This window comes from Rhodoferax sp. ZS1R8 (assembly GCF_056521325.1).
The window spans coordinates 361,447-374,522 of record NZ_JBWMBA010000003.1; the positions used below are offsets into that span (position 1 = coordinate 361,447).

The following is a 13,076-nucleotide window of genomic DNA, read 5'->3' on the forward strand; positions in this document are numbered from 1 at the left end:
CCCGCGGCGCCCCGGCATTTCGCAGGGTTATGGAGCACACTGTGCCGATCTGATGGACACTCTGGAAGACGATTTCACCAACTGCTCCGCCCTGGTGGTGGACAGTAATCCGACGTCCCGCTCCATCCTGGTGTCGCAGCTGCGGGAGTTTGGCGTAGGTGCCATTGTGCAGTGCTCCCGGGTGGCCGATGCACGGCGCCAACTGGAGTTTCGCGCTTTCGATTTCGTACTGTGCGAACTGCACTTCGCCGACGAAGCCAGCTCTGGCCAAGACCTGCTGGACGACCTGCGACGTAACCAGCTACTGCCCTACTCCACCATCTTCATCATGGTCACCGGTGAGGCCACCTATGCACGGGTGGCCGAGGCTGCTGAATCGGCACTGGATGGGTACTTGCTCAAACCGCACCGGGCGATAGACCTGGGCGACCGGCTTTTGCAGGCGCGCGTGCGCAAGGTCTCACTGCAAGACATCTTCACTGCTATAGAGAACGAAAGCTTTGAAGAAGCGGCTGCGCTGTGCATGGAGCGTTTCGAGACCAAGGGCAAGTTCTGGTTATACGCGGCACGCGTTGGCGCAGAGCTGCTGCTGCGCGTGGGCCGGCCCAATGACGCCCAAAAGGTCTACCGCGCGGTCATCGCAGCCAAAACCCTGCCCTGGGCGCGGCTGGGTGTGGCACGCGCGCAGCTGGACGCAGGCCAGGTGAGCCAGGCCACCAGCACGCTGGAAAATTTAATCAGCGAAGAGCCCAGTTTTGTGGATGCATACGATGTGATGGGCCGCGCCCAGTTTGAACTGGGCCGGTTGGACAAAGCGCTGGAGACCTACAAGATGGCCGCCACGCTCACGCCGGCGTCCATCACCCGGCTGCAGAACCTGGCCATGATGACCTACTACGCCGGTGACCATGTGGAGGCCGAAAAGCTGCTGGACCGCACCGTGCGCCTGGGGCTGGAATCCAAGATGTTTGACAGCCAGTGCCTGGTGCTGCTGGCCTTCGCCCGGCTGGAGGGTGGCGACCGCAAGGGTTTGCAGCGCTGCACAGATGACTTCAACCGCCTGATCGAGAAAAGCCCGGAGAGCCCCCGCCTCAAACGCCTGGCGGATATTGTGCTGGCGCTGGGTCTGATCCAGCAAAACCAGTTTGCGCCTGCAGTGGATGCCGTGCGCGCCCTGGCCAAGACGGTGGGTAACAGCGAGTTCGATTTTGAATCTGCCACCAATGTGCTGGCCCTGGTGGCACAGCTGGCCAAACGAACCATACAACTCTACGAGGTAGAGGCGGTGGTGGAGAAAATTGGCCTGCGCTTTTGCAGCAACCGTTCACAAACCGAGCTGCTGGCCGCCTGCGCCAAAGTGCATCCACCCTATGCCCAGCAGATACAGACCTGCCATGCCCAAGTGCTGGAGATAGCGGAGTCCGCCATGGCGCTGAGCCTGGCGGGCGACCCCGGAGCCGCGGTGGAGAAACTGGTATCACATGGCCGCACCACACTGAACGCCCGCCTGATCGACAACGCACACCAGGTGTTGTTGAAGCACCAGGCAAAGATCCCCCATGCACACGCACTGGCCGCAGAACTGCAGCAGTTGCGCGCCCAATACGGCAACCAAAGTGTCAAGGCGGCCATGGGTGAGCAACGGCGACAGACCGGCGGGCTGGTGCTGCGCACCGGCGGGCCTGCCAAGCCCGTCGACCAGATGGTTTAAATCGCCACCAGCCTGCGCACGCCGTTGGCTTCCATGTCCTTGCCCAATCCATTCGCAACAACCGCACCACGCTCCATCACCACATAGTGGTCGGCCAGTTCTTGCGCAAAGTCGTAGTACTGCTCCACCAACAAGATCGCCATATCGCCCCGGTAGGCCAACATGCGGATCACACGGCCAATGTCTTTGATGATGCTGGGCTGTATGCCTTCGGTGGGCTCATCCAGAATCAGCACACGCGGTTTGGCCGCCAGCGCGCGGGCGATGGCCAACTGCTGTTGTTGCCCGCCCGACAAATCACCACCGCGGCGGCCCAGCATCTGTTTGAGCACGGGGAACAGTTCATACAGCTCGGGTGGTATCGGCGTGCTGGCGCTTTTGTAGGCCAGGCCCATCTGCAAATTTTCTTCCACCGTCAGGCGGCCAAAGATCTCGCGGCCCTGTGGCACAAAGCCTATACCGGCACGCGCGCGCTCATACGGCGTGGCCTTCTGGATCGCCTTGCCACCCAGTTCGATAGAGCCCGTCTTGATGGGCACCAGGCCCATCAGTGACTTGAGCAGCGTCGTCTTGCCCACGCCGTTACGGCCCAGGATGACCGTGACCTTGCCGAGTTGGGCTTCGATGCTGACGTCGCGCAGGATGTGTGATCCGCCGTAATACTGGTTGATGTTTTTCGCGTTCAACATAATCAGCGCCCTAGATAAACTTCGATGACGCGCTCATCCGACTGCACCTGGTCCAGCGTGCCCTGGGCGAGAACCGATCCATCACACAGCACGGTGACGATGTCGCTGATGGTGCGGATGAAGCTCATGTCGTGCTCCACCACCATCAGCGAATGCTTGCCCTTCAGGGTCAAGAACAGTTCAGCGGTGCGCTCGGTTTCTTCGTCTGTCATGCCGGCCACCGGCTCGTCCAGCAGTAACAGCTTGGGCTCCTGCATCAGCAGCATGCCGATCTCCAGCCACTGCTTCTGGCCATGGCTCAGGTTGCCGGCCTGGCGCGTTACGCTGTCCGCCAGGTGGATGGTGTGCAGCACCTCGGCCAGGCGGTCCCCCTGCGCCGAATCCAGGCGGAAGAATATCGACGATTTCACACCCTTGTTGGTGTGCAACGCCAGCTCCAAGTTTTCGAACACCGTGAGCTGTTCAAACACCGTGGGCTTCTGGAACTTGCGGCCTATGCCCAGTTGCGCAATCTCGGGCTCGGTGTAGCGCAGCAGGTCTATCGTGCTGCCGAAGAACACGGTGCCGCTGTTGGGCCGCGTCTTGCCGGTGATGATGTCCATCATCGTGGTCTTGCCAGCCCCATTGGGGCCGATGATGCAGCGCAACTCGCCCGGCGCAATGTCCAGCGACAGGCCGTTGATGGCCTTGAAGCCGTCGAAGCTGACGTGCACATCTTCCAGATACAAAATGCGGCCGTGGGTAATGTCGACCTCGCGGTCCTTCACCACACGGCCAATACCTGCAGTGCGTCCACCAGACTCGGTTTGGCCGGTGCGTGCCGCCAGCGCTACCTTGTGCGCCTCTACCCGCTTGGCGCCTTGTTCCAACAGCCCGGGCGTCATTTGGCCGCCCCCTTCATGCCTTTGAGCTTCTTCACCAGGCCCACTACGCCATCCGGCAGATACAGGGTGACACCAATGAACAGTGCGCCTAAAAAGTACAACCAGAACTCGGGGTAGGTCACGGTCAACCAGCTCTTGGCGCCGTTGACGATAAAGGCGCCAACGATAGGCCCGATCAGCGTGGCCCGCCCACCCACGGCGGCCCAGATCGCAATCTCGATCGAATTGGCCGGGCTCATCTCGCTGGGGTTGATGATGCCGACCTGCGGCACATACAGCGCACCCGCGACACCGCACATCATGGCGGATATGGTCCATATGGTGAGCTTGTAGCCAATGGGGTTGTAGCCGGAAAACATGACGCGTGTTTCAGCATCGCGCAAGGCCTGCAACACGCGGCCAAACTTGGCATTGACCAGCCAGCGGCCCAGCAAAAAGAATGACAACAAGGTGATGGAAGTCATCACAAACAGCACCATGCGCATACTCGGTGTGGCAATGGGGATGTCCAGAATCCGCTTGAAATCGGTGAAGCCGTTGTTGCCACCAAAACCGGTCTCGTTACGGAAGAACAGCAGCATGGCGGCAAAGGTCATGGCCTGCGTGATGATGGAGAAATACACCCCCTTGATGCGCGAGCGGAAGGCAAAGTAGCCGAACACAAAAGCCACCAGCCCCGGCACCGCCACCACCAGGAACAGCGTGGCGATGAAGCTGTCGCTAAGCGTCCAGTGCCAGGGCAAGGTCTTCCAGTCCAGGAACACCATGAAATCCGGCAAATTGCTTTTGTAGTTGCCGTCGGTACCGATCTGGCGCATCAAATACATGCCCATCGCATAACCACCCAGCGCGAAGAACAGGCCATGGCCCAGGCTCAGGATGCCGGTGTAGCCCCAGATCAAATCCATGGCGAGCGCGCAGATGGCGTAACACATGATCTTGGCGGCCAGCCCCACGGCGAAGTCGCTTAGGTGAAAGATGCTGGTAGCGGGCACGACCAGGTTCAGCACCGGCACCAGCGCGCAGAGCACGATCAGCGCGACCAGCCATGCACCCCAGCCGGTACGCGTCAACAACGGTGCTCGGGAAGGCAGCATCAAAGTAAGTGTGCTTGCGGTCATGCTTCTGCGCTCCGGCCCTTCATCGCAAAAATGCCCTGGGGTCTCTTTTGGATGAAGATGATGATGAAGACCAGCACGGCAATCTTGGCCAGCACCGCACCGGTCCAGCCCTCCAAAAATTTATTCAAGATGCCCAACCCCAGCGCCGCATACACAGTGCCGGCCAATTGGCCCACACCACCCAGCACCACCACCATGAAGGAATCGACGATGTAGCCCTGTCCCAAGTCCGGCCCCACATTGCCCACCTGGCTCAGCGCGCAGCCGGCCAGACCTGCGATGCCCGAGCCCAGTGCAAAGGCATAGGTGTCGATGCGCGCGGTGTTAACGCCCATGCAGCTGGCAATGGGGCGGTTTTGCGTGACGCCGCGCACAAACAGGCCCAACCGGGTTTTCTCGATCAGGAACCACACCCCTGCCAGCACCGCAATCGCAAAGCCCACAATCACCAGCCGGTTGTAGGGCAGAGACAAATTGCCCATCAACTGCACACCACCGCTCATCCAGCTCGGGTTTTCCACGCCCACGTTTTGCGCGCCGAAGATCGTGCGAACCAGCTGCATCAGCATCAGGCTGATGCCCCAGGTGGCCAACAGCGTCTCCAGCGGGCGGCCATACAGGAAGCGGATCACGCTGCGCTCCAGCGCGGCGCCTACCAGGGCAGATGCCAAAAATGCTACCGGCACGGAGGCCAGCAGGTACCAGTCAAATGCTCCCGGCAAATATTTCTGGAACAGGCCCTGCACCACATAGGTGGCGTAGGCACCAATCATCATCAGCTCGCCGTGGGCCATGTTGATCACGCCCATCAGCCCATACGTGATGGCCAGACCCAGGGCCACCAGCAGCAGGATCGACCCGAGGCTGATGCCGCTGAAGATGGCGCCCAGGCGGTCGCCCCAGGCCAGGCGTGATTCCACCTTGCCCAGGCTCATCTGCAAGGCGGCTTTGACGCCAGCATCGGCCTCCACCTGCAGGCGTTCAATCAATAGCGTTTTGGTGGCAGCCTGCGGGCTGTCGGCCAGCAGCTTGGCCGCCTCCAGGCGCTTGGCGGAATCCGCGCTGCTCAGCAGTGCAGCGGCGCGCAGCAGGCCCAGGCGGTCCTTCAGCTCGGGCACGGTCTCCTGCGCAAAGGCCTTGTCCAGCATCAGCAGCTTGCTCTCTTCGACCTCGCCCTGCAGCGTCTTGATGGCCTCGGCACGCACCGCCACATCAGGCGACAGCAGCTTGAGCGTGGCCAACGCGCTGTCAAGTTCACCGCGCATGCGGTTGTTGTTCATCACGTCTTCGGCGGTGTCCGGCAATGCGGACTCAGCACCCGTCACGGGGTCTACTGCCTTGTCGTCCTTTACTACCATCGGCTTGCCTGCCACGACCTTGACCGCGTCATCCGACAAGGCCTGGATGAATTGCACCGTCTTTTCATCGGCACCAGCTACCGCTGCGCGCAGGGCTGCAACGCGGTCGTCACTTTCGCCAGCGACGATGGCTTTTGCGGTTTCAGCCGTTAAGGAATAAGCGTGACCTGCTATAAAAATAGCAGCAGCTGCAAGCAATCTGGACATTCGATGTGGCATGACTGAACCTGTAATCTCATAAGGCGCCCTCTCAAAGTGAGGTGGTAGCCGTAGCGAGCGACCTGAGGTGGGGCCTGAAGCGCGGAACCGTACTGCTGTACGGTGAGCACTGCAAGGCTTCAGATCAGGCCGCGCAGTAGGCTAACGCCTTACTTTGCTACCGGTTCGTCGGGCTTCTTGTCATTACCTTCGATGTATGGAGACCATGGCTTGGCTTTCACAGGGCCGGGGGTCTTCCACACAACGTTGAACTGGCCGTCGGCCTTGATTTCGCCAATGAACACACTCTTGTGCAGGTGGTGGTTCTTCTCATCCATCTTGCTCACGATGCCGCTGGGTGCCTTGAAGGTCTGGCCAGCCATGGCTGCGATAACCTTGTCGGTGTCGGTGGACTTGGCTTTTTCAACCGCTTGTTTCCACATGTTGATGCCGATATAGGTGGCTTCCATGGGGTCGTTGGTCAAAGGCTTGTCAGAACCAGGGAGCTTTTTGGCCTTGGCATAGTCAGACCACTTCTTGATGAAGGCGGTGTTGTCGGGGTTCTTGATGGACTGGAAGTAGTTCCAGGCCGCCAGGTGGCCGACCAGTGGCTTGGTGTCCACGCCGCGCAGCTCTTCTTCACCCACGGAGAATGCCACCACGGGCACGTCTTTGGCCTTCAGGCCGGCATTGCCCAGTTCTTTGTAGAAGGGTACGTTGGAGTCACCGTTGATGGTGGACACCACAGCGGTCTTGCCACCGGCCGCGAATTTCTTCACGTCAGCCACGATGGTCTGGTAGTCAGAGTGGCCGAACGGTGTGTACTTTTCATCGATATCGGTTTCCTTCACGCCCTTGCTCTTCAGGTAAGCACGCAGGATCTTGTTGGTGGTGCGGGGGTACACATAGTCGGTGCCCAGCAGCACCCAGCGCTTGGCGCCGCCACCTTCTTTGCTCATCAGGTAGTCGACTGCAGGGATAGCTTGCTGGTTAGGCGCGGCACCGGTGTAGAACACGTTTTTGGACAGCTCTTCACCCTCGTACTGCACGGGGTAGAACAGCAGGCCGTTCATCTCTTCAACCACAGGCAACACCGATTTGCGCGACACCGATGTCCAGCAACCAAAGATCACCGAGACCTTGTCCTGGCCCAGCAACTGCTTGGTCTTTTCAGCGAACAGCGGCCAGTTGGACGCGGGGTCGACGATCACGGGTTCGAGCTTCTTGCCCAGCACGCCGCCCTTGGCGTTGATTTCGTCGATCGCCATCAGCACGGTGTCTTTCAACACGGTTTCGGAGATGGCCATGGTGCCCGACAGGCTGTGCAAAATGCCAACCTTGATGGTGTCAGCGGCAAACGCTGGCACTGCGGTCAGCGTGGTGAGAGCGACGGCAGCGGTAAGCGCCTTCAGGGTAAACCGGCGTGAGTTCGTAGACTGCATGGATGTGACCTTCCGAAGTTAAAGAGAAACCAGCTTCGCTGCGCGGCGGCTGCGACAAGCACAGGCCTTTGCGTAACGATGGCTTCACTGTAGGGAAGGACGGGGGGAAGCGGAATACGCCGAGTGGCGTATGGGTGCACCCTCATCACAGAAGCGCCGGCATCTGAACTCGCGCTTGCGAGCCGTGCGTTTGTCAACGTACAGACACTCTTCACGGCGTTTACACGGCGTTGCATTTCAACAATAAATTGATACTTTCAAGAGGCCTACTCTGGGTTACTCTTGCACCCTCCTGTTTTGAAACCAACTCTGGAGTTGGCGCCTCCGGCAGCTGTGCTCCCATTGAAGGAAAAACATGAACCGCGAAACTCCGCCCCCGGCGTCTGCCGTCTTCTCCTCGTCCAAAACCACCGCGTCCGAAGCGACCATTGCGCAACTTGTGGGTCAGGTCTATGCGATCGCTCCGCCGGCCGAGCGCCGCCGCCTGTTGGAGCATCTGCTCAAGCCCTTGGGTGTCCTGTCCGTGGTGGCCGTGGCCAACGGTATCTTTGCCAACATCCGTTTTCGTAGTGGTTGGTCTGACCTGCATGTGCGACTGGAAGACGCGCAGAGCGTACAGCCTAGCGATGTCATTACGCTTGTGGACTATGTGCAGCAAGTCAGCATGCATGCCGTAGACGGGCTGACCGACATGCTGGGCGCATCGCCCGTTATGGCCGGCTCTGCGGCCGCAGCGCTGCTGATGGCTTTGCTTCTGCAACGATCCCGCAACCGCCGTGCAGAGGACGTTGAGTGAGGGGTTCGATGCTATACAAATGATAACCGAGGGTATAGTATCTGGAGATGGACTGCGATACCCATCCAATTTCCGGCAGTGGCACACGCCGATCAGTGGGATAGTGTCCTGATGAAGCTATTGCCACTTCCCCGCTCCAAGGTCCAACTCGGCATGACTTTGCCGTGGAGCATTCGGGATTCAAACACCACATTATTGCTGTCCAAAGGGCATGTGGTTGAAGATGCCCACCAACTCGATGCCTTGCTAGCACGAGGCGCTTTTGTGGACGAAGAAGAGGTGCGCACTGCTTTGGTCGAAGCAGCCCGCGAAAAGCTTCTGGTTTCCACGGGAGACCCGAGAAACGAGCCAGAGGTACCGACGAGTGTCTTTGATTTGTGGGCTAAAACGCCGGAGGGTCTCAAAACACTGCTGTCCGATCTAACACCCGAATCCAACTTTGCTGAGCGCATGGAAGCGTTTGCGACGCATATCGTCGAGATATTTGACATAAATCCAGACATCGCGATTTACCGCGCGGTCCGCCAAGAGCACGCGCAAAACTTTTACTACGGATACAACCATGCCTTGTACTCGGCAGTTCTGTGCGTTTTGATTACGCGCCACCTGGATTGGCCCGTTTCGCAACAAATGAGCCTGGTGAAGGCCGCGTTGACCATGAACATGGCCATATTCGAATTGCAAGGACAGATGGCGGCGCAAGACCACCCTCCCCGTGACAAGCAAAGAGAAGCTCTGCTGATGCACCCAACGCAAGCCGTAGAGGCTTTGAAAAATAGCGGCGTAACCGATCAGGACTGGTTGGCCGCGGTGGCGCAACACCACGAGCACGCAGACGGCACCGGCTACCCAGAGGGCCGCACCGATATTTCCACTGCGGCTGCAGTACTGCGTATGGCTGACATCTTCACCGCGAAGATCAGTCCTCGCACATTGCGCGCCGCATTGGCGCCCAAAGAGGCAGTGGCCCAACTCTATAAAGAAGACAAGGGCGGACCGCTTTCAACCGCACTGATAAAGGAATTCGGCATCTACCCCCCGGGTGACTTTGTCCGCCTCGCGTCGGGTGAACTAGGCGTCGTGGTGCAACGAACGACCAACGCCCGCGCGCCTATAGTGGCCTCCATTACTGACCGCTTGGGGCATCCCGTCGCCAAGACCGTGCGCCACGATACAGGCTCGGCCGAGTTTGCCATTCTGGAAGCGGTGGGCGACAAATCCATGCTCAAACGGTTGGCGCCAGAGCGTCTGTACGGCTACTCCATCGCACCCCACACGTAACAGGGATGGCACCCACATAGTTTCGGGGCAGGTATCCTCTGGTGCATGCACGAAGACCATGGAACCAGCCAGCGCACGCTGAACCACTACAACCAGCACGCCGAAGACTTCTTTGCCGGAACGCGCGACCACGATGTACGCCAGAACATAGACGCGCTGTTGCGGCACATTACGGCCACCCCACCATTCACTATTCTGGACTTTGGTTGCGGCCCAGGCCGAGATCTCCAAGCCTTTGCAGCCTTAGGCCACACCGCCGTCGGGCTGGAAGGCGCGGCCCGTTTCGTTGAAATGGCGCGCGCCTACAGCGGATGCATGGTGTGGCATCAGGACTTTTTGGCACTGGAACTGCCCGACCAGCGCTTTCACGGCGTGTTTGCCAACGCATCCCTGTTCCACGTACCCAGCCATGCACTGCCGCGGGTGCTGGCCGCATTGCACGCCACGCTGAAGTCGGGGGGCGTCTTGTTCAGCTCTAACCCGCGGGGGAACAACGAAGAGGGCTTCAACGGTGAACGGTACGGCGCATACCATGACATCGCCGCCTGGCGTGCCTACATGGTGGCGGCGGGCTTTACGGAACTGATGCACTACTACCGGCCACCGGGTTTGCCGCTGGAACAGCAGCCCTGGCTGGCCAGCGTGTGGCGGGCCTAGTGCTAAAAATGCTACGATTTCGATAGCTGCTTACGCTCACTGTACGGGGGCTGCAGACCAATTTGGCATAAAGCTTTAACCCAAGGCATAGTCGTAGCCGTCTCCGCCATAAGGCGTGCCCAGGTGCGCGCGTAGGTGGCCTGCGGCAATGCGCGCGCGTAAAATGTGTTGTAGCCCTCGCCCAGACGCTGCCAAGCTGCGTAGTCGAATGCCTGCAGGGCGTCCACGGTGACGGTTGTTGTCATGCCTTGATCCTCTGCTGCACCAGCGCGGCCATGTGCGCCGCGCCCTCGCCACTCTGGCCTGCCAGCCCTGCGGCAACGCCCTGCTGGTCGGCTGCAGTGCGGTTCTGACTGACCTTCCATTTGCCAATCCAGCGCTGCACGGGTATCTCGATGCCCACGATGACGCGCAAGAGTTTGTGGATGTAATCGGCCGGCGCATCCGACACCTGCCAGGGCAGCGCCTGGCCGGCCTCATGCGTTTGCGTCAGCCGCGTCACCACGTCGAGCACGCGCTCGGCATCCTCAAAGGCCTGGGGCACGCCGTGGGCATGCACAGTGGCGTAGTTCCAGGTAGGCACGGCCATGCCGTTGGCGTGCTTGCTGGGGTACCAGTTGGGTGACACATAGGCCTGCGCCCCGGCGAACACGGCAACCGATGGCGCACCGGCAGCCAGCGCCTGCCACACCGGGTTGGCACGGGCCACGTGGCCGACCAGCGTGCCGTGCTCACCGCGCTCCGCATCCAGCAGCATCGGTATGTGGTTGACCAGCAGTTCGCCTTCATGCTGCACCACCCAGGTGGCCAGCGGGTGGGCGCGCACCAGGGCGTGCAGCGTGGCGGCGTCGGTCTCGGCGAAATGGGGTGGCAGATAGGTCATGGGTGGTTGGGCCTTTCTTTGTTGCGTCGGTCAGAGGACGGGCTCGCACAGTACCTCGGTCTTCACGGAGTTGGCGATGAAACAGGACGCGTGGGCGCGGTGGTGCAGGGCCTGCAGTTCCTCTGCCGTGGGCGCCTCGCCACCCGCAAACTGTACGGCTGGACGCAGCACAACCTGGGTCATCGCCTGCTGACCCTGTGCGTTGCGCGCAAGCGTGCCGGTTGCCTCATCACGGTAGCTGTCCACGACCCAGCCGGCGCGGGCGGCAATATCCAGAAACCACAGCAGGTGGCAGCTGGACAGCGATGCGACAAAGGCCTCTTCGGGGTCGACCGCCGCGGCATCGGAATACGGCAAGGGCACGACATGGGGCGATGACGAACCGTGTACGACCGCGCCGCCATCAAAGTGCCAGGTATGGGCGCGGCTGTAGCGGTGGTCGACGAAGGCTGCGTCGGCGTCGCGCTGCCAGTGGATGGTGCTGCTGTGTTGGGCCATGGTGGTACGGTTGTACTGGTAGAGTGGTTCCTCAGTTTACGAATATTTTCCAGTTGTCAAGGGGCCAATTCATGGTGATCCGAAGAACCAATCCGCCGCGCCCAAAACCCCATGCCGAGACCGTACGCCAGAAGGTGTACCTGGAACTGCGCCGCGCCATCGAACAGGGCACGTTCAAGCCCGGCGCGCGCCTACCCGCTTCGCGCGAACAGGCAGCCCTGCTTGCCGTGTCGCGCAACAGCGTGGTGTGGGCGCTGGAGCGACTGCAGTCCGAAGGCTATGTCGTTGCGCGGGTCGGCGATGGTAGCTATGTGGCCGACAACCTTGGCGCCCTGGTGTCCTGCGGCGCGGCAACCAAAGGTTTGCGCCCACCGGTCGCGGCGGGTCTGTCGCAGCGCGGGCAGTTGGTGGCCGACACGGTGTCCCGCTGGAATCCGCCGCTGGTCGCGGCCAAGCCCTTTCGTATTGGTGCGCCCGAGATCGCAACGTTTCCATTTGCCGTGTGGGATCGGCTCGCCCGCCAGGCTTCCAAAGAGCAGCGCATGGCCCAGGCCCAATACCTGGACCCTGCCGGCTCTCCCGCGCTGCGTGATGCGATTGCACAGTGGCTGTGGGTGTCGCGCGGCATACGTTGCGAGGCGGCGCAGGTCGTGGTGTGCTCGGGCTCGCAGCAGGGCATAGACCTGGTGGGGCGGCTACTGCTCGATGTGGGCGACGAGGCCTGGGTCGAAGACCCGGGCTACCCCGGCATACGCGCCAGTCTGGCGGGCCACGGCGTGACGGTGCGGCCGGTGCCCGTGGATGGCGAAGGCCTGATCGTGGAGCAAGCCGCATCAGTGTGGCCTGCAGCGCGGATGGTCGTCGTGACACCCACGTCACAGTTCCCAACCGGTGTGCGCATGAGCCTGCAGCGGCGCCTGGCCCTGCTGGACTGGGCCAATGCCCAACACGCTTGGATTGTGGAGGACGACTACGACGGCGAATTCCAGTACGGCACGCACCGCCTGCCCGCGCTGTGCAGCCTGCCGCATGCGCAGCGCGTGCTGTACGTGGGCACGTTCTCCAAAACGCTGCACCCCGGATTGCGCCTGGGTTTCATCGTGCTGCCGCACGCACTGGCCAGCGCCTTTGCGATGGCTCGCGCGCTGACCGATCGCCACGCGCCTGGGGACGCGCAAGACGTGCTGGCCCGCTTCATCACCGAAGGCCACCTGCTGCGCCACCTGCGCCGCATGCGCGAGCTGTACCCGCAGCGCCAGCAGGTGCTGATCGAGGCCCTGGCCAAAGCCAGCAAGGGCCAGCTGGTGCTGCAGCCCAGCGACCAGGGCATGCACCTGGTGCACGAACTGCCCGCCGGCCAGGATGACCAGACACTGTCTGCCCGCGCGCAGGAAGCCGGCATTCTGCTGGCGCCACTGTCGCGCTACACCATCGCTTCACAGCGCCGGGGGTGGTTGTTCGGTTACGCGGGGTATGACACAGCGGAGCTGCGGACGGCGGCGAAAACGTTGGGAAGGCTTTTGCGGCATCCATAGCGCGCCGGTACGAACCGATCAGG

Annotated in this window: 13 protein-coding genes; 5 read left to right on the plus strand and 8 right to left on the minus strand. The window is 61.1% G+C overall.

The features are described from left to right. Positions 1–52 precede the first annotated feature (52 nt). Complete coding sequence (locus tag AC097P_RS12595; protein WP_479610760.1) at positions 53–1,711, plus strand: response regulator; 1,659 nt, start codon at positions 53–55, stop codon at positions 1,709–1,711. Here AC097P_RS12595 and urtE read toward each other — a convergent pair. The 5 genes from urtE to urtA all read right to left on the minus strand — a co-directional run bounded on the left by urtE (position 1,708) and on the right by urtA (position 7,403). Next, entirely contained in the window at positions 1,708–2,400 is a 693-nt protein-coding gene (gene urtE, locus AC097P_RS12600) for an urea ABC transporter ATP-binding subunit UrtE (RefSeq protein WP_479610761.1), read from the minus strand. The two genes, AC097P_RS12595 and urtE, sit on opposite strands and share 4 nt — an antisense overlap. 2 nt (positions 2,401–2,402) lie before the next feature. Then, complete coding sequence (urtD, locus tag AC097P_RS12605; RefSeq protein WP_479610762.1) at positions 2,403–3,284, minus strand: urea ABC transporter ATP-binding protein UrtD; 882 nt, start codon at positions 3,282–3,284, stop codon at positions 2,403–2,405. Beyond that, a complete protein-coding gene (urtC, locus tag AC097P_RS12610; RefSeq protein WP_479610763.1) occupies positions 3,281–4,405 on the minus strand; it encodes an urea ABC transporter permease subunit UrtC in 1,125 nt (374 codons plus the stop codon). Before urtC ends, urtD begins: the two co-directional genes overlap by 4 nt. Beyond that, the gene (gene urtB, locus AC097P_RS12615; protein WP_479610764.1) at positions 4,402–5,970 is read right to left on the minus strand and encodes an urea ABC transporter permease subunit UrtB; all 1,569 of its coding nucleotides are present in this window, start codon (positions 5,968–5,970) and stop codon (positions 4,402–4,404) included. Before urtB ends, urtC begins: the two co-directional genes overlap by 4 nt. Positions 5,971–6,131: 161 nt before the next feature. Then, entirely contained in the window at positions 6,132–7,403 is a 1,272-nt protein-coding gene (gene urtA / locus AC097P_RS12620; protein ID WP_479610765.1) for an urea ABC transporter substrate-binding protein, read from the minus strand. A gap of 355 nt (positions 7,404–7,758) precedes the next feature. Between urtA and AC097P_RS12625 the strand changes: the two genes are divergently transcribed. The 3 genes from AC097P_RS12625 to AC097P_RS12635 all read left to right on the plus strand — a co-directional run bounded on the left by AC097P_RS12625 (position 7,759) and on the right by AC097P_RS12635 (position 10,137). Further along, positions 7,759–8,199, plus strand: coding sequence for a hypothetical protein (locus AC097P_RS12625; RefSeq protein ID WP_479610766.1), 441 nt, complete (start codon positions 7,759–7,761; stop codon positions 8,197–8,199). 111 nt (positions 8,200–8,310) lie between these two features. Next, complete coding sequence (locus AC097P_RS12630; RefSeq protein WP_479610767.1) at positions 8,311–9,480, plus strand: HD-GYP domain-containing protein; 1,170 nt, start codon at positions 8,311–8,313, stop codon at positions 9,478–9,480. Between the two features lie 45 nt (positions 9,481–9,525). Beyond that, a complete protein-coding gene (locus AC097P_RS12635; RefSeq protein WP_479610768.1) occupies positions 9,526–10,137 on the plus strand; it encodes a class I SAM-dependent methyltransferase in 612 nt (203 codons plus the stop codon). 11 nt (positions 10,138–10,148) lie between these two features. On the opposite strand, the gene AC097P_RS12640 is transcribed toward AC097P_RS12635, so the two are convergent. The 3 genes from AC097P_RS12640 to AC097P_RS12650 are packed head-to-tail and all read right to left on the minus strand — an operon-like array spanning position 10,149 to position 11,518. After that, positions 10,149–10,382 (minus strand): hypothetical protein, encoded by a 234-nt coding sequence (locus AC097P_RS12640; RefSeq protein ID WP_479610769.1) that lies wholly within the window; start codon positions 10,380–10,382, stop codon positions 10,149–10,151. After that, positions 10,379–11,020 (minus strand): FMN-binding negative transcriptional regulator, encoded by a 642-nt coding sequence (locus tag AC097P_RS12645; protein ID WP_479610770.1) that lies wholly within the window; start codon positions 11,018–11,020, stop codon positions 10,379–10,381. Before AC097P_RS12645 ends, AC097P_RS12640 begins: the two co-directional genes overlap by 4 nt. 30 nt (positions 11,021–11,050) lie before the next feature. Continuing rightward, on the minus strand, positions 11,051–11,518 hold the full coding sequence (locus tag AC097P_RS12650; RefSeq protein WP_479610771.1) for an OsmC family protein: 468 nt from the start codon (positions 11,516–11,518) through the stop codon (positions 11,051–11,053). 71 nt (positions 11,519–11,589) lie between these two features. On the opposite strand from AC097P_RS12650, the gene pdxR reads away from it, so the two are divergent. After that, positions 11,590–13,053: a MocR-like pyridoxine biosynthesis transcription factor PdxR gene (gene pdxR, locus AC097P_RS12655; protein ID WP_479610772.1), complete on the plus strand. Its 1,464-nt coding sequence runs from the start codon at positions 11,590–11,592 to the stop codon at positions 13,051–13,053. The last annotated feature ends 23 nt before the right edge of the window (positions 13,054–13,076 follow it).